The following is a 25,502-nucleotide window of genomic DNA, read 5'->3' as shown; positions in this document are numbered from 1 at the left end:
GTGTCGCTGCACGAACTGCGCTTGACCGTACTCGGTGAGGTCGGGGCCTCGTTCGGGGACCGCCCCCTGGAGCTGGGCGGCCCACGGCAGCGCGCCGTGCTCGCCCTGCTGGTCGTCGCCCGGGGGGCGGTGGTCACCCGGGACCGGCTGGTCGAAGGCGTCTGGGGTGGCAGACCGCCCCGGCGCGCCGCCGCCTCGCTGCAGGCCCATGTCTCCCATCTGCGGCGCTGTCTGGAGCCGGAGCGGGCGGCGAGGGCGCGCGGGGGCGTCATCGTCAGCGAGCGGGCGGGGTACGCGCTGCGGCTGCCCGGCGACGCGGTGGACGCCTGGCGGTTCGAGGAGGCGCTGCGGTCCGCCGCCGCGCACCTGGACGAGGGCAGGCCGTCCGGGGCCGTGTCCGTCCTGGAGTCCGGGCTCGCCCTGTGGCGGGGCCCGGCCTACGCGGAGTACGCCGACGAGCCCTGGGCGCACCAGGAGTCCACCCGCCTCGCCGAACTGCGCGAACTGGCCCGCGAACGGCTGCTCACCGCCCGCCTCGACCGGGGCGAGGACGCCGTCCTCGTACCGGAGCTGGAGGCCCTGGTCTCCCAGGACCCGCTGCGTGAGGAACGCTGGCGTCTCCTCGCCCTCGCCCTCTACCGCGCGCACCGCCAGGCCGATGCCCTCGACGCACTGCGCCGCGCGCGGCGCCGGCTGTCGACCGCCGGTCCCGGAACCGACTCCGGTACCGCCACGGGGAGCGCGCTGCGCGACCTGGAGGCGGGAATCCTCGCCCAGTCGCCCGGCCTCGACGCCCCTGCCCGCCGGCTGCCGGACGAGGACGCCGCCCGCGAAGGACACCCGTCGGGACCACCGCCGTCCCGCGCCCCCCGGACCGACCCCCTCGTGGACCGCGACCCCCAACTGGCCGAGCTGCGCGACACCCTGCGCTCGGCCCTGGACGGCAGCCCCCGTGTCGTCCTCGTCGAGGGCCCGGCCGGCATCGGCAAGAGCCGTCTGCTCGGCGAGGTCTGCGAGGCGGCGGCCGGCCAGGGGATCCTGACCCTGACCGCGAGAGGCAGCCAGCGGGAGAAGGACTACGGCTACGGCGCCGTACGCCAGTTGTTCGAGCGGGTGGTGGGTGACGGCGAGGAGTCGCTCCTCGGGGGGCCCGCCGTCGCGGCGGGGGCGGTCTTCGGGGCCGTGCGCGGACCCCAGCCGCAGAGTTTCGCGGTACTGAACGGCCTGTACGAGCTGACCCGGAAGCTGGTGCGGGACGCGGGACCGCTGGTGCTGGCCGTGGACGACCTGCAGTGGTGCGACGGCGGCTCGGTGCGGTTCCTGGCGTATCTCGCGGGCCGGCTGGAGGGGCTGCCGGTGCTCATCGCCGCCACGCTGCGGACGGGGGAGCCCGGGGAGGGCGAGGAACTGCCCGGGACGCTGACGACGGACCCCTCGGTGGTGCGGATCAGGCCCACTCCGCTGACCGAGGCCGGGGTCGCCGGCCTCGTACGGCGGACGCTCGGCGAGGAGCCGCACGAGGACTTCACCGCGGCCTGCCATCGCGCCACGGCCGGAAACCCGCTGCTGCTGCGGCAGTTGCTGCGGGCGCTGCATGCGCGCGGGACCCGGCCCGACGCCGCGCATCGCGGGGAGGTCGTGGAGACCGGGGCGCGGGCGGTGTCCGGGCTGGTACTGGGCCGTCTCGCCCGGCTGCCGGAGGGGGCGCGGGCCGCCGCGCGGGCGGTGGCCGTGCTGGGGGACGGGGCGGCGACGCTCGCCGAGGTGGCGGCGCTCATGGCGCGGCCGGAGCCGGAGGCGGCAGCGGCGATCGTGCCGCTCGTACGGGCCGAGATCCTGCGCGAGGGCCACCCGTACGCCTTTGTCCACCCCCTCGTCGGGGACGCCGTCTACCGCGAACTGCCTCCCGGGGAGCGGCAGTTGTGCCATGAGCGGGCGGCGAGCGCGCTGTCGGCCGCCGGTGCGCCGCCCGAGCGGACGGCGGCCCAGCTGCTGCTCGCCCCGCACCGGGGCGACGCGGGAGTGGTCGACGTCCTCTGTCTGGCCGCCCGGGAGGCCGCGGGCCGGGGCGCCCCCGACGCCGCCGTCACCTACCTCACCCGCGCGCTCGCCGAACCGCCCGCTCCCGGGCTCCGCCCCGAGGTGCTGCTCGGCCTCGGGCGGGCCGAGACGCTGGGCAACGGCCCGGCCGCCGCGGAACACCTGCGCCAGGCGTACGACACGCTCACCGACCCCGGCCGCAGGGCCGCGGCCGCCCTGCTGCTCGCCCGGATCCTGGTCTTCGCCGGCGGCCACGGCCAGGCGACCGAGTTCGCCCGCCGGGCGGCGGCGGACCTGCCCGCCGAGCTGAGCGACGAGCGGCAGGGGCTGCTGGCCCTCGAACGCATCAGCGGCTTCATGCACGGACTGGACCCGAAGCTGTGGCGGACCGTGGCGGACCCGGTCGTCGAGGGCGAGGGCCCCGGTGCCCGGATGCTCGCCGCCAACCTCGCCCGGGAGTCGGCGTCGGACGGCAGCGACCGGATCCGGGCCGTGGAGCTGGCCCGCTTCGCCGTCGCCGACGGGGTGCTCCAGGCGACCGGGGAGGAGATGCTCTGGTACACCGCCGGCATCGTGCTGCACCTCGCCGACGAGGAGGTGGGCGAGCTCTGGGACGCCGCGGTGGCCCGCGCGGTGGAACGCGGCTCGCTGTTCTCCGTCCTCGCCACCCACCTGTGGCGCGGCTTCACCCAGTGGAACCACGGGGCCCTGGACGCGGCCCGCCGCTCACTGGAGACGGCGGTCGGCCAGTCGGAGATCTGGGGCCTGGCACCGGGCGCCCCGCAGGGCCGCACCTTCCTGACCGCCGTCCTGCTGGACCTGGGCGACACCGCTGGTGCGCGTGCCTGCCTGGAGCGGATGCGCGGCTGGATCCGGGGCGCGGAGGGCCGGCGGCTGCTCGGCGAGAGCGAGGCCCGGGTGCTGACCGCGGAGGGCCGCCACGAGGAGGCGCTCGCCGCCCTCGACGAGGTACGGCACCTCCAGCCCGCCGTCGCCAACCCGGCGTGGTGGCCGTGGTCGCTGCTGCGGGTGCGGGCGCTCACGGGCGCCGGGCGGGTGACCGAGGCGCTGACCCTGGCCGAGGAGCAGCTGAAGGTCGCCCAGGGCTGGGGGGCGCCCAGCACGCTGGGACGGCTGCTGCGGATCACCGGAGAGCTGCGCGGGCCGGACGGGGAGCCCGAACTGCGCGAGGCGGTCACCCTCCTCGCCCACGGCCCGGCACGCCTGGAGTACGCCCGCGCGCTGCACGCCCTCGCCGCACACGCGCCCCGTGAGGAGGCCACCGCCCTGCTGAGCCGGGGCCGGGCGATCGCCCGGGAGTGTGGGGCGGCAGTGGCCGACCTGAGCGGGCCGGGAGTCCGTGGGGGTCAGGAGCAGGTGTAGGTGAAGCCGGCCGAGGCGGTCATCGGGTCCGGTGACAGTACTTCGAGGGTGGCGGTGGCCTTCATCGTGCCGCGGCCGTCGAAGCTCCAGCGCAGCACGACCTCGGAACTCCTGACGTTCCTGCCGACCTCCTGGTGGAGGACGGCCGACTCCGTGCCGTCGCTGCGCTTCCACCGGTAGTCGACGGTGCCGGGATTGCCGTCGGTCCTCAGAACGCCGGTGACGACGACCGTCTTCGCGCACCGGCCGACCGTGGGCGCGCTGACCCTGGCGTCCAGCACACGCAGGGGATCGGAGCCCGCGCAGGAGCGCAGGCCCACCAGCACGGCCACGACGACGGCGGCCACCACCAGCAGCGACGGCAGCTCACGCCGCCACCACGGCCTGCGGCTCCGGGGGCCTGCCCCGGAGGGCCGGTCCGGGGTGAGCGTGCCCGTCCAGATACCGGTCGCGCGGTCGTCGGCCCTGCCCGTCGCGGCCGGCACCCCGGGCCCGAAACGGGTCTCGCCCTCGCCCGTCTCCGCGGGCGGGAGGTGAAGGGTCGCGGCCGGATCGGCCGGCGGGAGCGTGGCGGCGGGATCGGGATCGCCGGGGCGGGCCGCCGGGTGGCGGGTGCGGGCGAACCGCAGTCGGGGGTCCTCGGGCGGGGTGCTCATCGCGGCGGGTCGCAGTCGACGGGTGCGGCGGTGGACTGGAAGGAACCGTTGCCGGAGTCGGCGGCCGGGTCGGTGGTGACCTGGACGCCGAGGTAGTCGTAGCGGGTCGGGACGGCGAAGGAGTGCGGGTAGCGGTTGGAGATCTGCGTCTTCCCCTGGGGCAGCGCGACCGTGTCGGTGGCCACGACGGTCCCCATCGCGCCGGCCGAGTCGCTGACGAACCACTTGAGGTAGAGCGTCCCGTCGGCGGCGCCGTCGGTCGTCACGCTGACGGAGGCCACGATGCTGCAGACGGCCGAGGTCGCGCCGACCGCGTTGATCTGCACGGACTTCACGTCGAGGGTGGGCGCGGGGGTGGAGGTGCCGCCGCCCGTGGTCGTGCCGCCGCCGCCGGAGGAGGAGCCGCCGGTGGTCGTACCGCCGCCGGAGGTGCTGCCGCCGGTGGTCCCCGTGCCGCCGCCGGAGGTGCTCGTCCCGCCGCCCGTGGTGGTCGTGCCTCCGCCGCCGGACGATCCGCCGCCCGTGCCGCCCGTGCCGCCCGAGGAACCGCCCGAAGGTCCGGCTCCGGTGGGCGAGGCGCTCTCGTCGGCGGAGGCCGACACGGACGGGAACCCGGAGCCCGAGGGCGACGCGGAGACGTCCGACGCGGAGGGGCTCCCCTCGGGGGAGTCGGCCGGCCCGCCGGAACCCGTTCCGTCCGTGGACCCGTCCGAGGCCGGACCGGACCCGGCGGCGTTCGTCCGGCGGTGACCGCCGACCGCGCCCGTGGCGACCGCCGTCACCGCGACCCCGCCGACCACCAGCACCACGCCCGCCGCCACCCCGGCCAGCATCTTCCCGCGCCGGCCCGGGAACCGGCGGGTGCCCGGGCCGAGGGTGGTCGTGGCCAGCGCCGTGGTGCCCGAGGCCGTACCGTCGGCGAGCGGGAAGAGGAGGAGGAACAGGGCGGCGAGCGCGGCCAGTTCGCGCCGGCCGCGCTCTTCCCACTCCTCGCCGTAGGCGGCCGTGGCGACGGCTTCGAGCTCCTCGACGAACACCGCCGCGTTCTCCGGCCGCTCCTCGGGCGTCTTGGCCAGGCCCCTGCGGATCAGCGGGCGCACCGGCTCGGGCGCCAGCTCGGCCGGGATCGGCGCCTCGATGTGCTGGACCGCCAGCTCGGCCAGCGTCTGACCGGGGTAGGGCTTCGTGCCGGTCAGGCACTCGAAGAAGGTCGCGGTCGCCGCGTACACATCGGTCGCCGGTCCGGCCGCCCCGCCGGTCCACTGCTCGGGCGCCATATAGGTCGGGGTGCCGGAGGCGTTGGCGGCCACCCCGCTCGGCACGGCGATGCCGAAGTCCACCAGCTTGGAGGAGCCGTCGGCGGCGACCAGCACGTTGTCCGGCTTGTAGTCGCGGTGCACGACACCCGCCGTGTGCGCGGCCGCGAGGCCCAGCAGCGAGCCCTTGAGGACGACGAGCGCGGCCTCGGGGGTCGTGGCGCCGTGCTCCCGGAGCAGCTTGCGCAGGGGTACGCCGTCCACGAGCTCCATGACGATGGCGGCGCCGCGCGGGCTCTCGACGTACTCGTACAGCTCGACGACATGGGGGGAGTGGAGCTCACCCAGCAGCCGGGCCTCGGCGCGGAAGACCTCGCGGAAGGCGGGGTCGTCCAGGAGCTGCTCGGCCAGGTACTTGACCGCCACATGGGTGCCGGTCGCGTCGTGCGTGGCCAGGACCACCCGGCCACTGGCCCCGGAACCCAGCTCCTTGACCCGGGTGTAGCCGGAGACCGCCCACTGGCCCCCGGCGCCTTTCGCTTCGCTCATGTCGCTCGCCCCCCGGCCCGTCCCCCGGGCCGCCCCCGATGGTTTCGCGTGATGTGTCCGACAGGTGGTCTGTTTGACGCCTGGTGCGCCTGATTCGGTTGCGGCCTGGATGATGCGTCACCTGTCTTGCGAACCGCTTGCAAGCCGATCGCAAGTCGGCCGCCGGATTCTCGTCCCGACGGCCCGTCGGACGCCGGTCACCCGGGGGGGAACCGGCGTCCGACGGCGTCGCGGGCGCCACCCCCGCAGGCCCCTTCGCAGGTCAAGGCAGCCAGCGACCGCTGGGCACGCGCATGCTCCAGACGGGCCGGTCCGCCGGCCAACAGCGCGAGCGCCTCCTGGAGTTCCGGTCCGCCGTCCGGCCCGCGTGCCTCACCGAGCAGCCGCAGCACCCGGCCCACGATGCCGGGCGCGCCCCACCTGCGGGCCATCAGCAGCTGTTCCCGTGCCAGCCGCTCGGCCTCCTCCCGCTCGCCCAGCCCGGTCAGGGCCCGTACCCGCAGCAGCTCCCCGTCCCACCACACCGGGTTCACCACGGCCGGCTGGAGATGCCGTACGGCGTCGAGCGCGTCCAGTGCCCGCGCACAGCGTCCCTCGGCGATCAGCACCCGCGCCTCGCTCTCCCCGCGCAGCCGCGCCCCCTCGGGGCCCCCGGCGCACCCGCTCATCCGCTCCACACAGGCACGGGCCCCCCTCACGTCCCCCAGGTCCAGCAGGACCCCGGTCAGGAACGCGTGGCACTGCGGCGCACCCGGCCCGGCACCCCACGCGCCGAACTGTTCGAGCGCGGTCTCCAGCGACCGGCGGGCCCGGTGCAACTCGCCGTGGCGCCACTGGGTGAACCCGTTCCACAGATGCGCCGAGAGCGTCCCGATCAGCGAACCCCGCTGCCCGGCGTACGTCAGCGTCTCCTCCCACAGCAGCCGGACGTCGTCGTCGGCCAGGTGCAGCACGACACCCGCCGTGCACCACGAGAGCACCTTTCCGCTGCGCAGCAGCACCCGGTCGGTGAGCGCGAACCGGGCCGAGGCGACGGCCGCGGCACGGTCGAGCCCCCACACGGTGGCGTCCCGCGCCACCTCGGCGGCGAGCATCCGGGCGCCGGGCCCGTCCCCGACGGGAGCGGGCGCCGGGACGTCCGGGCCGCAGACGCCGGTGGTGTACAGCCCGTGTGCGAAGGCACCGAGCCGCGCGAGGGCGAGCAGCCCCTGCCGCTGGTCGGCGATGCCGGCCGGGTCTGCCGGGTCGGCCGTACCGTCCGTGGTGGCGGCCTGCCCGGTGGCCAGCCTCGCCGCGGCGCGGGCCGCGAACGCGGCCGCCTCGCCGGGTTCACCGGTGTGGATCAGCGTCTGCGCGAGCAGACGGGCGGCGCCCGCTCCCCTGGGTGACGTCTCGTACGCCTCCCGCAGATGACGGGCGGCCGAGGGCCCGTCGACGAGCGCCTCGACCCGCCCCAGCTCCAGCAGCACCTCGGGCCGTACGTCCGGCGCGGGCGGTTCGAGCAGCGCCCGGGCGAGCAGGGCGGTGGCCGCTTCGTTCGCGCCGCGGGCGGTCGCGCGGGCCGCGGCGGCGCGCAGGACGCCGACCACCCAGGGGTCGCCCCGGTGCGGGGCCAGGAGCAGATGGGCGGCGGTCCGCTCCTCGGCCGCGCCGGCCCGGTCGAGGAGCCGTGCCGCCCTTTCGTGCAGCGCCGGACGCTCCCGTGGTGCCACCGTGCGCAGGACGGCCTCCCCGGCCAGGGGATGGACGAAGGCCAACGGGTGCCGGTCACGGACCACTTCGGCCCGTACGAGGGCCGCCGTCGCCGTGACCACGTCCTGCTCGGACAGTTCCGTGAAGGCGGCGACCGTCGGCAGCGAGGCCCCGCCGTCGCCTCCGGCGCCCTCCCCGCTGCCGCCGTCGAGGACCGCGACCGCCCGCACGACGGCCGTGGCGGCGGGAGGCAGCCGGTCCAGCACGGTGAGCAGGAGACCGGAGACGGCCCGGAGACCCGACGCCTCCACGGCGCGCACCCCCGGCTCCTCCACGGCTCCGGCGCCGGGTCCCGAGGTCTCCAGTGCTCCGAGCACGTCGGTCAGCAGGAGCGGCAGCCCGGCCGACACCCGGTGGCAGGCACGTACGACGTCCTCGTCCACCGTGTCGCCGAGCCGCCGCCGTACCAGTTCGGCGACGCCCGGCGCGCTCAGCGGCTCGGGCCGGATGTGCACCACCGCCGGGTCCTGCACGATGTCGGCCAGCACCTGCTCGTTCTCGGGCCGGTCAGGGGGCTGCCCGGCGCGCAGCGCGGTGACGACGAGGACCGGCAGGGTCTGGACACGCGGCAGCAGATGGGCGAGGAGGCGCAGAGACGCCGTATCGCGCGACTGGAGGTCGTCGACGAGGAGGAGCAGGGGGCGGCGGCGGGTGGGGTGGTGGTCGTCGGTGACGAGGCGCTCGACGATCCGGTAGAGGCCGTGGAGGGCGTCGAAGCCGTCGGTGCCGTCGGTGCTGTCGGCGGCCGGTCCGGCGTGCGCCGTGCGGGACAACAGGCCTGCCAGACCGTCGGGTCGGTCACCGGCGTCCAGCACCCGCGCGCCCCACGCCCCGGCGACTCGCGCCGCCTCCGCCAGCAGGGCGCTCCGGCCGATCCCGGCGGGACCCCGCACACACACCAGCCCGCCGCGACCCGCGACGGCGTCCGACAGACACTGCCGTATCTCGGCCGACTCCGTTTCCCGTCCGACGAGTCGGCCCGGCGGGAGGGCGGGAGCAGCCGCGGCGGTGGTGGACGTATCGGACAGGACCTCTGCCTCGACGCCGCGCAGGGCGGGGCCGGGGTCGATGCCGAGCCGGTCGGCCAGGGTGCGGCGGGCGCGGCGGAGCACGGAGAGGGCGTCGGCCCGGCCGTGGGCACGGTGGTGGGCGAGCGCCAGCAGGGACCAGCGCTCCTCGCGCAGGGGTGCTTCGGCGACGAGGTGCTCCGCCTCGAAGAGCAGTGCCTCGGTGTGCTCGCCGCACTCCAGACGGGCGGCGAGCAGCTGTTCCCGAACCACCTCACGCAACTCGCCCAGCCGTGCCGCCTCCGTCCGTGCCCACGGTTCGTCCGCGAACCCGGCGAAGGCGGGCCCCCGCCAGAGGGCGGACGCCTCGGCGAGCAGCCTCACCCGCTCGGCGGGCGACGGCGCGGCCCGCCCCCTGTGCCCGGCCTGTCCGAGCAGCGCCTCGAACCGCCAGGCGTCCACCTCGTCCGGGCCGAGACGGATCGCGTAACCGGCGCCTTCCCGCACGATGACTCCGCTGCGGGCGCCGGCGGCCCGGGCGGGCTCCAGCACCCGCCGCAGCCGGGAGACGTACGTCTGCAGTGCGCCCACCGCGCTCGGCGGCGGCTCCTCGCCCCAGACGACGTCGATCAGCCGGTCCCCGGTGACCACGGCGCCCCGCGCCAGCACCAGCACCGCGAACACCGCGCGCGGCCGGGGTCCGCCGAGGCCCAGGACCCGTCCGTCGCGTGTCACGCTCAGTGCGCCGAGCACACCGACCTGGAGCCCGGCTGCCTCGCGGGGGCCCGGTCTCGGCCCTTCTCCGCCGGCGTGCTCCATACGTCACGTCCCCACTCGCTCTCGGCCCCCGCCACCGATTGCACCATGCCGGGGAGCCGGTGGACATGCCCCTGTGCGCGCCCGCACAGCGGCTTCGAGGGGGCTGTGTCGGTGCCCGCGCCTACGGTGTGCCCATGACTCCTGAGCTGTGGAACCGGTTGACTCCCTTCCGTGACAAGGCGGTCGCGCAGGGCATACCGGCCGACGACGTGGAGCGGTGGCTGTCCCTCGCCCGCCCCTGTCTGACGTTGACGCGGGCCGAGGACGGGGACGGGGACGGGGCCGACGACGGGTCCGGTGACGGGGACGGGCCGGTCGTGGGCCGGTTCGGCGGTCCGCTCCTGCTTCCGGCCGGCACCCCGGACCCCGAGCACCCCTTCGTCGCCTCCATCGACCTCGCGGCCCTGCCCGCCGGCGCGAGCGACCTGCCCCTGCCTCCCGACGGCCGGCTGCTGCTGTTCGCCTTCCCCGAGACCGCCGACGACGACGAGACCATGGGCAGCGTGGTGTACGTCCCCGCCGGCACGGACGTGACCGAACGGGACAAGCACGCCTGGAACTCCTCCGACTGGGACGACGACGAGGCGATGTTCGCGGAGTTCCCGCAGGGTCCGCTGCGGGCGACGGTCCAGGTGTCGCTGCCCCACCACAAGTCGGTCGTACAGCCCGGCATGCCGTGGGGCGGACCGCTGCCCGGGCATCCCCGGTGCGAGGAACTGGTGGCGGTCTGGGAGAGCACCCGCGCGGACATCGCCCCCGAGGGGCCGCTGCAGATCGGGGGCTACGCCGATGAGGAGGCCATCGACACCGACCCGGTCGACCACGCCGTGCGTCTGGCGGTGAACGCCGAGGACGCGGGCACGGCGGACGGGGCGGCTCCGGGTGACGCCTCGGGCTGGGTGCTGCTGGCCGACTGGGTGGCCGGCATGGACGTCCAGGGCTGGGAGAGCGCCACCGTCCACTGGGTCATCCGCCGTGCCGACCTGGCCGCACGGCGCTTCGACCGCGCCTTCACCAGCGTCCACTGGAACCCCTGAGCCGTCCCGGCGTCCCATTCCCCCGTTCCAGGGGGACCGTGTTCTCCCTGCTCAGAGCCTATTTCGGCGTTCCAGTGTCCCCAACTCCCCGCCGGGCGTGGCGGTTGGGACGGATCACCCCACAAGCTTCGGTCATCCGGTCACCACCGCCACCCGAACGCCGAAGGGGTACATCGACATGTCCAGGTTCCGCACCTCCCGCGCCCGTCTCGTCGCCGCCACCGCGACCACCGTCCTCGCCGCGCTCGCCCTGACCGCGTGCGACGACGGAACGGGCGCCCACGACGAGGGCGCGGCGTCGACGGCCTCCACGAGCACGTCCTCCGCCCCGGCGTCCTCCTCCGGCGGGACCTCCGGCTCCACGGGCACGACCGGCTCCACCGGCTCCTCGGGCTCCACGGGCGGCTCCGCCAACGGTTCCGTCACCGGCGGCTCGAAGTCCGCCGCCGGCACCTCCGCGTCGAAGAAGTCGGGCTCGTCGGGCGCGTCGGGCAGGACGGTCACCTGCGAGGGTTCCAACCTCAAGACGGTGGCGGCCCCGCTGACCCGCCCCGTGAACCACATGCTGCTCACGGTGACCAACACCGGCAGCAGGACCTGCTTCCTCTACGGCTACCCGAGCGTCCAGTTCACCGACGCCCAGTCGGAGCCTCCGGTCATCGAGGACTCGCAGCCGCAGGCGGTCGTCACGCTGGAGCCGGGGCAGTCCGGATACGCGTCCGTCAGCCTGTCCGCCACCGACGGCAGCGGCAAGGACGGCCGCACCGCCAAGTCCCTCACCGTCTACTTCTACGGCCGCTCCCTGAGCGGCAACGTCGGCACCGCCGCCCACCCCTCGCTGCCCGCCAAGGGCGTCTACATCGACGACTCGATCAAGGTCACGTACTGGCAGCAGTCGATGAGCGACGCCACCAACTGGTGACAGCTGAGCGCCGGTTCGGGCCGGTGGGTGAGTTCCGCCGGGGCGGCAGGGGTCAGTGCTGCGGCTGTCCGTCGAGGATGGCGGCGGGTTCCATGGTGCGGGTGACCAGCGCGTACGCGGTCTCGGTGAGTCGGACGTGAACGTGGTCGGCGTAGGCGCTGAGCAGCCGGGCGGCGTCGGCCGGGCTCGACCCCGTGTACTCGGCGATCATGCCCTTGGCGATCTCCAGCGTGGCCTTCGCCGCGATGACGCTCTGCACGCGGGTGACGACGTCGTCACCGCGGGCCGGTTCGGTCGACCAGTGCATCAGGGCCAGCGTGGCGGAGTCGGCGAGGGCCTGTGCGAGGTGGAGGTCGTCCTCGGGCAGGCGTCCGGTCCGCCGGCGCAGCAGGGTGAGGGCGCCGAGGGTGCGGTCGTGGAGCCGCATCGGGATCGCCTGCAAGGAGCCGTAGCCGGCCTCGATCATGGCGGCGGCCAGCCTCGGCCAGCGTTCGCACTCGACGGCGATGTCGGGGACGCTCACGGCTTTTCCGGTGCGGTAGCAGTCCATGCAGGGACCGTGGCCGCTCTGCACCTGCAGCAGTTCGGCGAAGGCGGCGTCGTCGTCGGTCGACGCCATGGTCTTCAGGGTGCCTCGCGCGTCGGCGATCATCACGGCCGACGCGTCGGCGTCCAGCAGGTCACGGCAGACGTGCACCAGCCGGTGGAAGAGCTGGAGCGGGTCGAACTCCGCCGCATACGTGTCCGACAGGGCGACGAACGCCTGCGCCAGCTGTCGCTCGCGGTTCATGTTCGCCTCCCCGGCGCTGTCGTCCTGTGGACTGGTGGTTCAGTCATCGCCGAGGTCCAGGGTGCGATCGATGACGGCCCGCGCGATCTCGGTGGCGGTGCGCCCCTGGGCGAAGGCCCGCGCCCGCAGGCGCAGCAGGGCCTCCTCGGCGCCGACACCCAGCCGAACCATGATGATCCCGGTGGCCTGGTGTACCTCCTCGCGGTCCGATTCCGCTCCTGTGAGCCACGTTACGACTCCTTCGGGGTCCGGGGAAGCGTGATCAAGGGCGATGACCGCCAGGGTGACGGCGTCGGCGACCAGCAGGGCGGTGCGGGTGTGCACACCGCTGAGGGATCCCGCCCGCGCGCGGTAGAGGTCGAGGGTGCCCAGGGGGTTTCCGGCGCTGGTCAGCGGCAGGGAGAAGACCGCCTCCGCGCCCGCTTTGGCGGCCTGGACGGCGAACAGGGGCCAGCGACGGCTGGCGGGGGGCCGGGTGAGGTCGGCGGCGAACACGGGGGCGCGCAGCCGGGCGGCCTCCATACAGGGGCCCTCGCCGAGGGTGTACTGGATCTCCGCGAGCCGCGCGGCGATCTCGTCGCTCGCGCAGAGCACGACTCCGGTACCGGAGCTGCGGCCCAGGACCGACACGGACAGGCCCGAGGCCACCGGGAGCAGTGACAGGCAGGCGTGGCAGAGCGCCTGGGGGACGTCCGCCGGTGGTGTCCCGCGGACCGCGGCGATGAATTCGTGGGCGATGCGGGCCCGTTCGACGTCCAGGTCCTCCTCGGCGTCTCCACCGCTCAGAAGCTCGTCACCGGCCATGATCACCACCTCCCCACGTCACCCCGGGACACGGCTCCACCGGTCTTGGCACACCGGCAGGGGGTTCCTCCTCCTTCCGCGTCCCGGGCCACGGCCGGTCCTCATGCGGCCGTGGTCAGGGCGGTGGCGGTGGCGATCGCCGTGTCGGCGCGGGCGTGGACGACCAGTCGAATGCCGTCCTCCGTGTCGGCGAGGGCCGCCAGGAGACGTCGTACGGGCGCGCTGTGAGCGGCCACGGACAGCACCAGGCCGAGGCGGCTGCACAGTCGGTGGGCGCGCAGGACCACGCCGAGCGCGGCTCGGGTCGGCGCGGGCTGATCGAGGACGATCACGACCGAGGCCGGCCGGTATCCGTGGACGAGGTCGCTGATCCGGGTGAGCGGGGCGGCCCTCGTCCCGGCGCCGGGCTCGTCGTGGATCGTGATGACGAGCACGCGCCGCTCGAGCATGTGGGACATCATCACGTCTCATCCCCTGACCGGTGGATCATCGCCATCACCGAGTGGCTCGTTCTGTGTGCCCGAGTTCCCGGGTACGGGATTCCGACCCGCCCTGTCATGCGATCAGGGCGACCACCATCGCGATCAGCCCTACGGCCACCAGCGCCACGATCGCCATGATCAGGACCAGCGGCATCGCTCCCCATCCCTTGCGCAGTTCGGGTGGCTCCGGATGCGAGATGCCGTGGGTGCCGCCCTCGGCGGGTGGTGTCTCGCCGGGGGCCACCCCGCCGCCTGTCTCGACACCGGGTGTTCGCCTCGGGTCGGGGTCGGGAGTCGTCATGGCACCCGCTCCTCTCGTGCACTCGGCCCCCTGCGGACGAGGACGACGGCCTTCCGAGTACCCGCAGGGCTCCGCCGGATTCGGCCGAGGGAGGAACGGATTCGGGTGGTGGATGAACGCTTCCGGAAGGGGGACCCGCCGCCCACGGCAAGCCGGCCGACATGGTCGCCGTCCGGCGGGGCTGTATGTGCGCTGGTCCTTGGGTCCCGGGTGGGACCTGGCGGGGACGGTCGGCACGGACGACCTCACCGGGCTGACCCTGCCCGGGCTCTCCGCGAGCCCGCTCGACATCGAGGACTGGTGGGGCGACCAGCCCGCCCGCGTCTGGGTCGCCAGGAGGCTGTACGACTACTCCCACCTGCCCCGGGTGAAGGACTCCCGTACGCGTCCCTGGGTGCTGGCGGCCCGGGAGACGGCCCGGGGCCCCGACAGCGAGCCGCTGGTGACGGACGTACAACCGCTGGGCTGGATCGGCCCGCGGGTGATCGATGAGGCCGACAGGGTCGTCAGACAGCGGCAGCGCTCGTGGGGCCCGCTGGACCGGAACGGCTCCGCCAGGGGCTGACCGCCGGGCGCCCTCCTCGGCCGCGGGCGGCGCAAGATCGGCAATCCGCACCCGCGAGCCCCTGTCTGGAGAGACCCCCAGGGACACAGGCGGCGGTGGCCGGGCTATTCGGCCGTGGCGAGGATGTCGGCCAGGGCCGCGACGGCCTGTTCGGCGTCGGGGCCCTCGGCTCGTACGGTCACGGTGCTTCCGGCGGTGGCGCCCAGGCCCATGACGGCCAGGACACCGGTCGGGTCGACCGTCCGGCCGCCGTGTTCGAGGCGCACGGCGCTGGTGAACCCCGCCGCGGCGCGGGCGAGCCGACCCGCGGGGCGGGCGTGCAGGGGGGCGGGCAGGACGACGGCCCTCTCGTGGGAGGCCGTGGTCGTGGCGGCGGAGTCAGAGCTTGTGGACATTGCGGGCCTCCTTGGCGGCGTCGGCGACGGTCCTGAGACCGGCGCCGGTCGCGGCGGTGACGACGGCCGCGACGGCTCCTTCGACGAAGGGCGCGTCGACGATCGTGACGTCGGGGCGGGGATGGTCTTCCAGGACGGTCCGGGCGGTGAGGACGGAACTGCCGAGGTCCGGCAGGACGACGACGCCGCCGCCCCGGTCCACGTCCTTGATCGCCTTGAGAACCAGGTCGTAGCTGGTGCCGATACGGCCGTCGTCGGTTCCTCCCGCGGTGGCGAGAGGAACGTCCTGCGAGCCGATCTGCTCCACCAGCAGACGCAGGCCCGAGGCGAGCTCGGCGCTGTGGGACACGAGGACGATGCCAACAGGTGCGTTCATGAACGGCAACATTAAATCCAGGAACGCTGTTCAGCAATACGGAACGAACAGAAACTTCCCGCGTGTGCTCGGTCGAGTGTTCCGGCATGCTTGCCGAACCTCTTGACAGGGGTGAAACACGGACTTAATTTCTCGGAACATCGTTCATCGATGGTGAACGCGTATCCGGATGCCGATGGCCTTCCGGTTCCCCTCCCTTCACTGACCGCTCACGCGGAGGAGGTGAGCGTCCGTGCGACGTGGCACGGGCGCCCGACTATGGAAGAGAACACTTACCCTCAGAAACTTCTCGCCGAGACGCTGGGCACCGCGGTGCTGGTGTTCATCGGCGTCGGTTCGGTCCCCGCGACGCTCATCGTCGGCGGCGACGCGCCGTTCACGATGGCCCAACTGGGAATGATCTCGCTCGCGTTCGCCACCGCGGTCATCGCGATGGTCTACTCGATCGGCCATATCTCCGGCTGTCAGATCAACCCGGCCATCACCCTGGCCCTGGCCGCCACGAAGAACATGCCCTGGCGGGACGTCCCCGGCTACATCGCGGCCCAGGTGGCCGGCGCGGTGCTGGGCTCGCTCGCGATCGTCGGGGTGCTGGGGAGGAAGGCGGTCGACGTCGGTCTCGGCATCGCCGCCTACGGCAGCGGTGTCGGCGCCGGGCAGGCGTTCTTCGCCGAGGCGATCGGCACCTTCCTTCTCGCGTTCGTCGTGTTCGGCGCGATCGACCGGCGCTCGGCCGGCGGCTTCGCCGGTCTGGCCATCGGCCTCGCCGTGTTCGCGATCATCCTCCCGGTGGCGCCGGCCACGTCGGCGTCCATCAACCCCGCCCGCACAATCGGCCCGATGATCACGGGCCGGCTGTTCGGAGGCACCGTCCACTGGGACCAGGCGCCGGTCTACCTGGCCGCCGAGGTCATCGGCGCGGTCGCCGCCGGCCTCCTCTACACCGCCCTCAACGCCCACCGCGGGGCGGCCGCCCCCACCCCCGCCGAGAGCCCGGCGGTCGCCCCCGCCACGGTCGAAGGAGCCCTGTCGTGAAGAAGTTCATCAACGCTCCCGGGGCGGTCCTCACCGACGCCCTGGCCGGTGTCGCCGCCGCCCACCCGGAGCTGAAGGTCGACGCGGAGAACAAGGTGATCACCCGCGCGGGCGGCACCCGCGCGGGCAAGGTGGCCCTTCTCTCCGGCGGCGGTGCGGGGCACGAGCCCCTGCACGGCGGGTTCGTGGGAACGGGCATGCTCGACGCCGCCTGTCCCGGGGAGGTGTTCACCTCGCCCGTCCCCGGCCAGATGCTCACCGCGGCCCAGGCCGTCGACGGCGGCGCGGGCGTGCTGTTCATCGTGAAGAACTACACCGGTGACGTCCTCAACTTCCGGATGGCCGCCGAACTCGCCGCCGAGGAGGGCGTCACCGTGGAGACCGTCCTCGTCGACGACGACGTCGCCGTCCAGGACTCCACCTACACCGCCGGCCGCCGCGGCACCGGGGCCACCGTCTTCGTGGAGAAGATCGCCGGGGCCCTCGCCGAACAGGGCGCCGACCTCGCCACCGTCGCCGAGATGGCCAAGCGGGTCAACGCCTCCTCCCGGTCCTTCGCGGTGGCCCTGACGTCCTGCACCACGCCCGCCGCCGGCAAGCCCGGCTTCGACCTGCCCGAGGACGAGATGGAGGTCGGCGTCGGCATCCACGGCGAACCCGGCCGCCGCAGGGAGAAACTCCGTACCGCCAGGGAGATCGTGGCCACCGCCCTGGACGCCATCCTCGACGACCAGCCCCTGGCCGCGGGGGAGGAGACCATCGTCCTGGTCAACGGGCTGGGTGGCACCCCGCTCATCGAGCTGTACGTGGTCTTCAACGAGGTGGCCGCCACGCTCACCGCGAAGAACGTCACCGTCGCCCGCAGCCTGGTCGGCAACTACGTCACCAGCCTCGACATGGCGGGCGTCTCCCTCACGGTGTGCAAGGCGGATGCCGAGATGCTCGCCCTGTGGGACGCGCCCGTGAGCACCCCCGCCCTGCGCTGGGGCGTCTGACCGGGCCGGGGGCGGGCCCCGTGACACGCGAGGAACCGGCCAGAGCCTCCCCTCCGCGTCCCAGGGGTCCCGCCCCCGCCCTCCCGGCCCACCCCCTCGTGAACCCGCCACCCCAGCCCTGAACGGAGACCCCGTGGACATCGACCTCGCCCGCGCGTGGGTGCAGGCCATCGCCGCCGCCGTGGACCAGCACAAGGACCACCTCACCCAGCTCGACTCCGCCATCGGCGACGCCGACCACGGCGTCAACATGCACCGCGGCTTCTCCGCCGTCACCGCCGCCCTGGACGGCTACGACCCGGACACCGTCGGAGCGCTGCTGGTCAAGGTGGGCACCACCCTCATCTCCAGCGTCGGCGGCGCCTCCGGCCCGCTGTACGGCGCCGCCTTCCGCGCCGCCGGCAAGGCGCTGGACGCCCCCAAGGCCACGCCCCAAGAACTCGCCGCCGCGTTGGCCGCGGGCCTGGACGGCATCCGGAAACTCGGCGCGGCCTCACCCGGAGACAAGACGATGATCGACGCCTACGCGCCCGCCCTGGCCGCCTTCCAGCAGCAGGCCGACTCCGGAGCCGACCTCACCACGGCCGCCCTGGCCGCGGCGCAGGCCGCCGAGGACGGCCTGCGTGCCACCGCCCCGCTGCAGGCACGCAAGGGCCGTGCGTCCTATCTCGGGGCGCGCAGCATCGGTCATCCGGATCCCGGTGCCGCTTCCGCGGCGCTCGTCTTCCGTGCCCTGGCCGACACGGCGGCGACCCGATGACCGCTAGCCGTACCCCGTCGGCGGAGGGTGTCGAGGGCGGTCTGTGTGCGCGTTCTGCGGTGCGGGGGCGCAGGGGTCGTGTTTGCTGTCTCGGGGCGCGCGGCATCGGTCGTCCGGATCCCGGTGCTGCTTCCGCGGCGCTCGTCTTCCGTGCCCTGGCCGACACGGCGGCGACCCGATGACCGCCCGCCGCGCCTACGAGGGCCGTACCGCCGCGGCCGGTGTCGCTCTGGGCTTCCTGCGCCGCACCGACCGCCCGGCCCCGCGCGGCCCGCTGGCGCAGCGCACCGGTGGTGACCCCGTACGGCAGATCACCGACGCCTTCGACACCGTGGCCACGCGTCTGCTCGACCTCTCCGTGCGGCTGCGGGAGCAGGGGAAGGACGAACAGGCCGACATCATGGAGGTCGACGGCTGTATCGCGCAGGACCGGGACCTGCGCGAGCAGGCCGTGAAACGGGCCGGTGAGGGGATTCCGGCGGCCGTCGCGGTGCGGCAGGCCGTCGACGCCCACGCCGCCGTCATCGCCGCGCTCGACGACCCGACCCTCGCCGACCGCGCGGCCGACGTCCGTCAGGTCGGCCGCCGTGTCCTGGCCTGTCTCCACGGCGACACCGGCCCCGCACCCGGCCAGCCCCTGATCCTGGTCGCCCACGAGATCGGCGCGGCCGACCTGCTGGAACCCGGCCAGACGGTGACCGGCGCCATCTCGGTCACCGGCGGCCCGAACTCCCACGCGGCGATCGTCGCCCGCTCCCAGGGCATCCCGCTCCTGCTCGCCGTGGACCCGGGACTGCTCGACCTGCCCGACGGGCGGGAGGTCCTCCTCGACGCCGGCCGGGCCACCGCCGTCGTCCACCCCGAGGACCCCGAACGCGCCGCGGCCCTCGAAGCCGTGGAGGCCGCCCGGATCGGCAGGCTGGCCCTCGCCGGGGAGCGCCATCTGCCGCCCCGGACCCTGGACGGGCACGACGTGATCCTGCGGGCCAACGTGGCCACACCGGCCGAGGCCCGCGCGGCGCTGACCGGTGGCGCCGACGGCGTAGGCCTGCTCCGCACCGAACTGCCCTTCCTCAACCACCCCGCCTGGCCTACCCGCGCCCAGCACACGGCCGCCCTCGCCCCCGTCCTGCGCGCCCTGCGCGGACGGACCGTCACCGTGCGGACCCTGGACTTCGCCGACGACAAACTGCCCCCGTTCCTCGCCCGGGGCCGCGAGGGAGAGCGGCTCGGCCGCGGCCTGCCGCTGATGCTCGCCCGGCCCGACGCCTTCGCCGACCAGTTCCGCGGTCTGCTCGGCGCAGGAGCCGGCACCGACCTGCGCATCATGATCCCCATGGTCGCGAGCGTCGACGAACTACGCGCCTGCCGTGGACTTCTCGACACCGCCGCCGCCGAACTCGGCGTCGTCACACCCCCGTTGGGCATCATGGTCGAACTCGCCGAAGCGGTCGCCGCGGCCGATGAACTCGCCCGCGAGTCGGCCTTCCTGTCCATCGGCAGCAACGACCTCACCAGCCAACTCCTGGGCATCGACCGCCGCGACCCCGCCGCCACCCCGGCCATGGCCGCCCACCCGGTCGTCCTTCAGGCCATCGCCCGGACCGTCACCGCCGCACACCGCCACCGCCGTCAGGTCTCCGTGTGCGGTGACGCCGCGGCCCACCCCCTGGTCGTCCCCCTCCTCCTCGGCCTCGGCGTCGACATCCTCTCCGTGGCTCCCGCCGCGCTCGACGAGGTCCGCGCCCGCGTCCGCCGCCTCGGCCACGACACCTGCGCCTCCCTGGCCGCCACCGCCCTCACCCGTACGACCCCACAGGAGGTCTGGGACCTCGTCCAGCGGTCCGCCCTGCCGGCGCTCACCTGACCTGGGCCGCCCGGTCAGGTCACGCGCTCGCGGCCGTGTCGGCGAGGGAACGGAAGATCAGGGCGGTCGAGGTGGCCCCGGGATCCTGGTGGCCGACGCTGCGGGCACCGAGGTAGGAGGCACGGCCCTTGCGCGCCTGCAGGGGAGTCGTGGAACGCATCCCCTCTTCGGCGGCGTCCGCCGCGGCCGTCGCCGCGGTGGCGAAGTCGGCTCCCTGACGGGCCCGTTCCTCGAAGGCGGCCACGGCGGGAGCGTAGGCGTCGATCATCGTCTTGTCGCCCGGGACGGCCGTGCCCAGCTTCTGGATGTCGGCCAGCCCGGCGGCGAGAGCCTCGGCGAACGCGAGCGGCTCGGCGACGGGCGTGTCCAGCACCTTGCCGAGCGCACGGAACGCGCCCCCGTACAGCGGCCCGGAGGCGCCGCCGATCGTGGAGACGAGGATGGTGCCGGTCGTGGTGAGGACCGCTCCGACCGTGTCGGCGCTCAGGTCCGCCACACCGGTGGCGGCGGCGGTGAACCCGCGGTCCAGGTTGGTCCCGTGGTCGGCGTCACCGATCGCGGAGTCGAGCTGGGTGAGGTGATCCCGGTGCCGGCCCACGGCGACGGCGATGGCCTGCACCCACGCACGGGCGAGATCGGTATCCATGGGGTCTCCGTTCGACGATCGGTGCGCCTTCGCTGTTCACCATCGCTGTTCACCATCGCTGCTCATCATCATGTTCATCGCCGCGTTCGTCACGTTCATCATCGATGAACAACATTCCGAAGAATCGGCCCGAATTCCGGCCGTCCGCGCTCAGATGCCCGCGGTGAACGCGCCCCGCCGCGGGGCGCCCAGGTCGCGGGAGAGATTGCGGGCGGTCTCGCGGACCGCGACGGCGAGTTCCTGGCGCACCCCTTCGCCCAGCATCCGCTCGACCGGGCCGACGATGCCGATGGCGCCCACCACCTCCCCGGAGCGGTCGAAGACCGGCGAGGCGATACCCGCGTCCCCGATGGCCGACTCCTGGTCCTCGACGGCGTAACCCGCCTTGGCGGCCTCCTTCAGATGCGGGTCGAGCTCCTCGCGGTCGGTCATGCTGGCGCCGGTGAGCACCGCCAGGTCCCCGGCGAGCAGCCGTTCGCGCTCCTCCGCCGGCAGCGACGCGACGACGGCCTTGCCCAGGGCGCAGGTGTTCCACGGAATGCTCGCGCCGACCTCGAGGATCTGCACCGCCCCCTCGGGGCGGAAGGCGTGATGGACGATCAGTACGTGATCACCCGTGAGGACGCCCACCCACACGGCTTCATTGGCCCGGTTGGCCAGAGAGTCCGCCCAGGTCAGCGAGCGGGTCCGGAGCTCCTGGGTGTCCAGGTAGGCGTTGCCCAGGTGCACCAGGTTCGGGCCCAGCTGGTACTTCGAGCTGTCCCGGTCCTGTGAGACCAGCCCCTCGGTCTCCAGGGTGCGCAGCAGGGCGTGCACCGTGGGCTTGGCCACGCCCAGCCGCTCGGCGAGCTCCGTCACGCCCAGCCGGGGTCCTCCCGAGGCGAGCTCCCGCAGGATCTGCACTGCCCGATGCACGGCCTGGACCATGGAAATCCCCGATTCGGTATTACAGAAATGCGTTCCGAGATTGTACGCGCTCATTGCGAAACAGATCGGTTTCGATTATCGTAAACCGATCTGTTTCGTGCGATGTGCGGTGATCCGGAGGTGGAGCGGGGGCATGGCCAGGGTGAGCGCCGAGGAGCGGCGCGAGTACGTCATCGGCGCGGCGGTCGTCGAGTTCGCGTCCAGGGGCTTCTACGGCGCCTCGACCGCGGCGATCGCCGAGCGGGCCGGCGTCTCGCAGCCGTATCTCTTCCGCCTCTTCCCGGACAAGAAGGCGATCTTCGTCGCCGCCCTGACGCGGAGCATGGAAGACACCCGCCGGGCCTTCGAGGAGGCGGCGGACGGGGCGGAGGCCGGCTCGGTGGAGGCCGGCGGGGCGGTATTCCGGGCGCTGGCCAACGCCTACGCGCGGCTGATCGAGGCGCGTCCTGAGACGCTGCTGATGCAGATGCAGGGCTACGTCGCCGTGGCGGCCGCCGAGGCGCGGGGTGACGACCTGATCGGTGAGGTCGTCCGGGCCGGGTGGATGAGGATCTGGGAGACCGTGCGTCTGTCGCTCGGTGCCGATGCCCACGAGACGGCGGACTTCTTCGCCTGCGGGATGCTCGGCAACACACTGACGGCCATCGGGCTCCCCGCGAGCGCCGGGACGTGAGGGAGCCACCCGGACGGGCGATGGGTCAGCGCATGCCCGCCGCGTCGAGCAGGGTGGTCACCATGGGTGCGATGAGGCCCGTCAGTTTGTCGGCCCCGGTCTCCGCGCGGGCGCCGGCGCCGTCGAAGACCAGGCTGAGCTGACGGGCCAGCACGTCCGGATCGCTCGCTCCGCCCCGTTCGGCCTCGGTGCGGAAGAACGCCGTCAGGCCGGCCTTGACCTGTTGGGCGACCCGGCTCGCGGGATGCCCCTGGTCCTTCAGTCCGATCTGCACGGCCAGATACCGGCAGCCCCGGAACTCGGGCGTCCCGGCCTGCGACTCCATCCGCTCGAAGACGCGCAGGACGCGCTCACGGGGTGACCGGCCGTCGTCCGCCACGGGCAGGAGAGTGGCCACGAAAGCGGAGGAGCGCTCCTTCAGGCACACGGCCAGGAGTTCGTCCTTGCTCTCGAACAGCTGGTACATGGAGCGCTTCGACACTCCCGCCGCCTTGCACAGGGCCTCGACGCCGATACCGACTCCGTCTTGGTACGCGAGCGTGGCCGCCGCCTCCAGCAACCGCTCCCTGGGGCTCAGCTTCACTTCGGTGGTCATACCGCGAGGTTAACCCGAGATGAGCAAAATGGAAACCGATCGGTTTTCAGGATTCCGGGATTCGGGGAATCCGGGATTCGGGGATTGGGGGATTGGGGGAATCGAGGGGTTCATGGCCCGTCAGGAGGATCTGCCGCTACGCCGGGACGGCGGTCTTCCCGGGCTCCGTCTCCGCCGGGACGCGGTGCAGTCCCTTGCGGTCGTACCAGCTCAGGACGCCGAAGCCGAACAGCGCGGCGGCCGGCAGGGCGGCGGCCATCATCACCCAGCCCCGGGTCAGACCGGCGTCGCCCTGGGCGTCGTAGTAGAGGATCGCGCGGATGCCGCCGGTGATCTGCCGCAGGGGCTCGAACTCGGCGAGGAAGTGGTAGAAGCCGGGCAGCGCCTGGATCGGGGTGGTGGCGCCGGCCGTGGGGACCGCCATCCCGATGAAGAACAGCGTGACCACCAGCATGCCGGGTGTGCCGAAGACGGCGAGGAGGGTGAGCGCGCCGATCCCGGTGACGGCGACGGCGCACACCGAGTACAGCCACAGCAGGGGCAGATGGGCGGCGTCCATGCCCATGACGCCGACCGCGCCCACCATGACCAGCGTGCCCATCACGAGGGACAGGGCCGCCATGAGGGTGCTGCCGATGGCGAGGGTCTGGACCCGGGTGGCCCGGATCAGCGGGCGGTGCAGGCGCAGGGGGCCCATGTCGTTGTGGGTGTAGCCGAGGGCGTGGTCGACCTGGCCGCTGATCACGTTGGCGGAGAGCATGCCGACGACCACCAGGGTGAGCGCGTAGTAGAACGCCGTCAGGCCCAGGCCGCTGTGCGAGCCGAGGGGGTGGCCGTCCTCGACCGTGACGGCGGCCGGGTCGGCGAGCAGGACGCGGGCCGCCGCCGGCAGCCTCGCCTCCTGGGAGCCGGCCTGCGCGGTCAGTTGCCCGCCCAGTTGGAGCGAGGCCTTCTCGGCCGCCAGGGTCGTCGCCGTCCGGGCCAGACCGGAGCCGATGCTTCCGGCGGACTGGTTGGTGAGCACGGTCAGCGTCGGGCGGACCGGGGTCCCGGTGGCCGTGGTGCCGGTCAGGGCGGCGACCGAGGAGGTGAAGTCGGCGGGCACGACCAGCGCGCCGAACAGCTTGCCCTTGCCGAGCTCCTCCCTCATCTCCTTCTCGTCCATCACCTTCCAGTCGATCCTGTCCCCGCTCGCCGTCGACTTCTTGATCGACTCGGTGATCCGCGCCCCGAGGTCGACCTGTCTGCCGCCGACGGCAGCTCCCTTGTCGGCGTTGACCAGACCGACGGGCAGGTTCTTCAGATGGCCGGCCGGGTCGATGTTGGCGCCGACGTAGAACACGGCGAACAGCAGCGCGAGTACGCCGGTGATGACGCCGTTCGCGATCCACAGAGGCTTGGCACGCAGGACGCGGAAGGGGCCGATGTCACTCATGACGCTGGGGTCTCCCGGTGGGTGGGCGGAGGCGCGGAGCGTTTCACCGGGGGCTGCCAGCCGCCGGTGACCTCCTTGACGGGTTTGTGGGGGAAGCGGCGCCGGGCGTACTCCTGCGCGTGTGAGCCCGGCAGGACGTACAGGGTTTCCCGCTTCTCCTGGAGCGGCCGCAGCACGGTGTCCATGAAGCCCTTGCGGTCGTCCAGGTAGGGGCCGAGGACGTCCTCGCCCGCGGGGCAGACGGCGAGGCAGTAGCCGGACTTGTAGCCGGGGGGCGAGGACAGGCTCTGCCACAGGGAGGCGCTCTCGGAGTCGGTCACCCGGGAGCGGTAGTCGGCGGCGTCCTCGCTGTCGGCCACGGTCTGCGCCCAGTCGGTGAACCCGCTCATGAACTCGCGGTAGTTGTGCGTGGTGCACGCCAGACCGTCGAAGGCGCCGTCCTTGGCGATGGCGCCGACCGGACAGGCGGCGACGCACAACTTGCAGTCGATGCAGGGGTTGTAGTCCAGCGCCCGCCCGTACTCGCTGACCTCCGCGTCCACCAGGACGGTCACCAGCAGGACGAAGCTGCCGAACTTCGGGTGGATGACATTGCGGTGCAGGCCCATCACGCCCAGCCCGGCGGCCACCGCGACCGTCTTGTGCGCCACCACCCAGATCCGCTCACGGGGGAAGCGGTCCATCTCCTGGGGGAAGCCGACCGACGGATTGAGCGCGCGGTGGCCGGCGTCCTGGAGCGCCCGGGTGACGGTGCGGGCGGCGTGGTTGGCCTGTTCGTCGGCCTGGTGGAACTCCTGGTTGGCCACGCTGCGGGCGGGGGAGCGGCAGTTGTCGCGGTTCATCCGGATCGCCATCGCGATCAGGGTGCGGGTGCCGGGCAGCGCCGATCGCGCGTACTCGCGCTCACCGGCGAGGTCGGGGTGGTCCAGGCTGACCGCTGCGGCGTCGTCCGCACCGGCCGCCAGACACAGTTCGCGCAGCCAGGCAGCGTCGATCACCGCCGGCGGACCGGCGGCGCCGGCGGCCTCGCGCCGGGCGAGTACTGCCTGTACCGAAGGGTGGGCGGCCAGCTTCGCCGGAAGCCTGGGTGCCGGTGGCTTCGGTCGTCCCTCGGCGTCGCGCGCGGCAGTCATCCGTGCTCCTGGGGAGGCGGGGTCGGGCTCGCCACAACAGCGCGAAACCGATCGGTTTCCTCACCTTAAACCGATCAGTTTCCCCATGCAAGCCCAAGCGGCCACGCCCTGGCGGGTGCACGCCCCGGCACGTGCAAGTCCGAGCGGTCACGGCCCGGCACGTGCAAGCCCGAGCGGGCACGCCCGGTACGTGTAAGTCCGAGCGGCCACGGCCCGGCACGTGCAAGCCCGAGCGGGCACGCCCGGTACGTGTAAGTCCGAGCGGCCACGGCCCGGCACGTGCAAGCCCGAGCGGGCACGCC

Annotated in this window: 23 protein-coding genes; 9 read left to right on the top strand and 14 right to left on the bottom strand. The window is 73.7% G+C overall.

The window, feature by feature from the left end; translation table 11 throughout:
* The first annotated feature begins 21 nt into the window (after positions 1-21).
* Positions 22-3,423 carry a BTAD domain-containing putative transcriptional regulator gene (locus ABZT17_RS16665; RefSeq protein WP_356349200.1) on the top strand — a complete coding sequence of 1,134 codons (3,402 nt, stop codon included), beginning with the start codon at positions 22-24 and terminating at the stop codon, positions 3,421-3,423.
* On the opposite strand, the gene ABZT17_RS16660 is transcribed toward ABZT17_RS16665, so the two are convergent.
* From ABZT17_RS16660 to ABZT17_RS16650, 3 genes are all read right to left on the bottom strand, one after another.
* Positions 3,408-4,079 carry a hypothetical protein gene (locus tag ABZT17_RS16660; RefSeq protein WP_356349198.1) on the bottom strand — a complete coding sequence of 224 codons (672 nt, stop codon included), beginning with the start codon at positions 4,077-4,079 and terminating at the stop codon, positions 3,408-3,410. The two genes, ABZT17_RS16665 and ABZT17_RS16660, sit on opposite strands and share 16 nt — an antisense overlap.
* Positions 4,076-5,884, bottom strand: coding sequence for a serine/threonine-protein kinase (locus tag ABZT17_RS16655; RefSeq protein ID WP_356349196.1), 1,809 nt, complete (start codon positions 5,882-5,884; stop codon positions 4,076-4,078). The genes ABZT17_RS16660 and ABZT17_RS16655 overlap by 4 nt, the downstream gene beginning before the upstream one ends.
* A 197-nt stretch (positions 5,885-6,081) precedes the next feature.
* The gene (locus ABZT17_RS16650; RefSeq protein WP_356349194.1) at positions 6,082-9,462 is read right to left on the bottom strand and encodes a BTAD domain-containing putative transcriptional regulator; all 3,381 of its coding nucleotides are present in this window, start codon (positions 9,460-9,462) and stop codon (positions 6,082-6,084) included.
* Between the two features lie 134 nt (positions 9,463-9,596).
* On the opposite strand from ABZT17_RS16650, the gene ABZT17_RS16645 reads away from it, so the two are divergent.
* Both ABZT17_RS16645 and ABZT17_RS16640 read left to right on the top strand, forming a co-directional pair.
* A complete protein-coding gene (locus ABZT17_RS16645; RefSeq protein ID WP_356349192.1) occupies positions 9,597-10,499 on the top strand; it encodes a DUF1963 domain-containing protein in 903 nt (300 codons plus the stop codon).
* 178 nt (positions 10,500-10,677) lie between these two features.
* Positions 10,678-11,421 (top strand): DUF4232 domain-containing protein, encoded by a 744-nt coding sequence (locus ABZT17_RS16640; protein ID WP_356349188.1) that lies wholly within the window; start codon positions 10,678-10,680, stop codon positions 11,419-11,421.
* 52 nt (positions 11,422-11,473) lie between these two features.
* Here the strand turns inward: ABZT17_RS16640 and ABZT17_RS16635 are convergent, their stop codons facing one another.
* The 4 genes from ABZT17_RS16635 to ABZT17_RS16620 all read right to left on the bottom strand — a co-directional run bounded on the left by ABZT17_RS16635 (position 11,474) and on the right by ABZT17_RS16620 (position 13,798).
* Positions 11,474-12,211 (bottom strand): GAF and ANTAR domain-containing protein, encoded by a 738-nt coding sequence (locus ABZT17_RS16635; protein WP_356349185.1) that lies wholly within the window; start codon positions 12,209-12,211, stop codon positions 11,474-11,476.
* Positions 12,212-12,250: 39 nt separating this feature from the next.
* Complete coding sequence (locus ABZT17_RS16630) at positions 12,251-13,015, bottom strand: GAF and ANTAR domain-containing protein (RefSeq protein WP_356349183.1); 765 nt, start codon at positions 13,013-13,015, stop codon at positions 12,251-12,253.
* 101 nt (positions 13,016-13,116) lie between these two features.
* Positions 13,117-13,464, bottom strand: coding sequence for a hypothetical protein (locus ABZT17_RS16625; protein WP_356349181.1), 348 nt, complete (start codon positions 13,462-13,464; stop codon positions 13,117-13,119).
* Positions 13,465-13,570: 106 nt separating this feature from the next.
* Entirely contained in the window at positions 13,571-13,798 is a 228-nt protein-coding gene (locus ABZT17_RS16620; protein WP_356349179.1) for a DUF6480 family protein, read from the bottom strand.
* Positions 13,799-13,910: 112 nt separating this feature from the next.
* On the opposite strand from ABZT17_RS16620, the gene ABZT17_RS16615 reads away from it, so the two are divergent.
* The gene (locus tag ABZT17_RS16615) at positions 13,911-14,363 is read left to right on the top strand and encodes a DUF6098 family protein (RefSeq protein ID WP_356349177.1); all 453 of its coding nucleotides are present in this window, start codon (positions 13,911-13,913) and stop codon (positions 14,361-14,363) included.
* Positions 14,364-14,467: 104 nt separating this feature from the next.
* Here ABZT17_RS16615 and ABZT17_RS16610 read toward each other — a convergent pair whose 3' ends face one another.
* Complete coding sequence (locus tag ABZT17_RS16610) at positions 14,468-14,758, bottom strand: HPr family phosphocarrier protein (RefSeq protein ID WP_356349175.1); 291 nt, start codon at positions 14,756-14,758, stop codon at positions 14,468-14,470.
* Complete coding sequence (gene dhaM / locus ABZT17_RS16605; RefSeq protein ID WP_356349171.1) at positions 14,742-15,134, bottom strand: dihydroxyacetone kinase phosphoryl donor subunit DhaM; 393 nt, start codon at positions 15,132-15,134, stop codon at positions 14,742-14,744. The genes ABZT17_RS16610 and dhaM overlap by 17 nt, the downstream gene beginning before the upstream one ends.
* 258 nt (positions 15,135-15,392) lie before the next feature.
* Between dhaM and ABZT17_RS16600 the strand changes: the two genes are divergently transcribed.
* The 4 genes from ABZT17_RS16600 to ABZT17_RS16585 all read left to right on the top strand — a co-directional run bounded on the left by ABZT17_RS16600 (position 15,393) and on the right by ABZT17_RS16585 (position 19,791).
* Positions 15,393-16,169: an aquaporin gene (locus tag ABZT17_RS16600; RefSeq protein ID WP_356349169.1), complete on the top strand. Its 777-nt coding sequence runs from the start codon at positions 15,393-15,395 to the stop codon at positions 16,167-16,169.
* Positions 16,166-17,164 (top strand): dihydroxyacetone kinase subunit DhaK, encoded by a 999-nt coding sequence (dhaK, locus tag ABZT17_RS16595; RefSeq protein WP_356349167.1) that lies wholly within the window; start codon positions 16,166-16,168, stop codon positions 17,162-17,164. Before ABZT17_RS16600 ends, dhaK begins: the two co-directional genes overlap by 4 nt.
* 139 nt (positions 17,165-17,303) lie before the next feature.
* Positions 17,304-17,924 carry a dihydroxyacetone kinase subunit DhaL gene (dhaL, locus tag ABZT17_RS16590; RefSeq protein WP_356349282.1) on the top strand — a complete coding sequence of 207 codons (621 nt, stop codon included), beginning with the start codon at positions 17,304-17,306 and terminating at the stop codon, positions 17,922-17,924.
* Positions 17,925-18,102: 178 nt separating this feature from the next.
* Complete coding sequence (locus ABZT17_RS16585) at positions 18,103-19,791, top strand: putative PEP-binding protein (protein ID WP_356349165.1); 1,689 nt, start codon at positions 18,103-18,105, stop codon at positions 19,789-19,791.
* A 19-nt stretch (positions 19,792-19,810) separates the two neighbouring features.
* Here the strand turns inward: ABZT17_RS16585 and dhaL (ABZT17_RS16580) are convergent, their stop codons facing one another.
* On the bottom strand, positions 19,811-20,437 hold the full coding sequence (dhaL, locus tag ABZT17_RS16580) for a dihydroxyacetone kinase subunit DhaL (RefSeq protein WP_356349163.1): 627 nt from the start codon (positions 20,435-20,437) through the stop codon (positions 19,811-19,813).
* A 150-nt stretch (positions 20,438-20,587) separates the two neighbouring features.
* On the bottom strand, positions 20,588-21,352 hold the full coding sequence (locus tag ABZT17_RS16575) for an IclR family transcriptional regulator (protein WP_356349161.1): 765 nt from the start codon (positions 21,350-21,352) through the stop codon (positions 20,588-20,590).
* A gap of 145 nt (positions 21,353-21,497) precedes the next feature.
* On the opposite strand from ABZT17_RS16575, the gene ABZT17_RS16570 reads away from it, so the two are divergent.
* A complete protein-coding gene (locus tag ABZT17_RS16570) occupies positions 21,498-22,037 on the top strand; it encodes a TetR/AcrR family transcriptional regulator (protein ID WP_356349159.1) in 540 nt (179 codons plus the stop codon).
* A 25-nt stretch (positions 22,038-22,062) separates the two neighbouring features.
* Here ABZT17_RS16570 and ABZT17_RS16565 read toward each other — a convergent pair whose 3' ends face one another.
* From ABZT17_RS16565 to ABZT17_RS16555, 3 genes are all read right to left on the bottom strand, one after another.
* Positions 22,063-22,632 carry a TetR/AcrR family transcriptional regulator gene (locus ABZT17_RS16565; protein ID WP_356349157.1) on the bottom strand — a complete coding sequence of 190 codons (570 nt, stop codon included), beginning with the start codon at positions 22,630-22,632 and terminating at the stop codon, positions 22,063-22,065.
* A gap of 136 nt (positions 22,633-22,768) precedes the next feature.
* Positions 22,769-24,067 carry a DUF3533 domain-containing protein gene (locus tag ABZT17_RS16560; protein WP_356349154.1) on the bottom strand — a complete coding sequence of 433 codons (1,299 nt, stop codon included), beginning with the start codon at positions 24,065-24,067 and terminating at the stop codon, positions 22,769-22,771.
* A complete protein-coding gene (locus tag ABZT17_RS16555) occupies positions 24,064-25,200 on the bottom strand; it encodes a 4Fe-4S binding protein (RefSeq protein ID WP_356349152.1) in 1,137 nt (378 codons plus the stop codon). Before ABZT17_RS16555 ends, ABZT17_RS16560 begins: the two co-directional genes overlap by 4 nt.
* Between the last annotated feature and the right edge of the window lie 302 nt (positions 25,201-25,502).

It is taken from the genome of Streptomyces sp. NPDC005648, assembly GCF_040605395.1.
In the GTDB taxonomy this organism is placed as follows: Bacteria; Actinomycetota; Actinomycetes; order Streptomycetales; family Streptomycetaceae; genus Streptomyces.
Note: the sequence above shows the minus strand (reverse complement) of the source record. Positions and strands in the feature narration are given on the sequence as shown.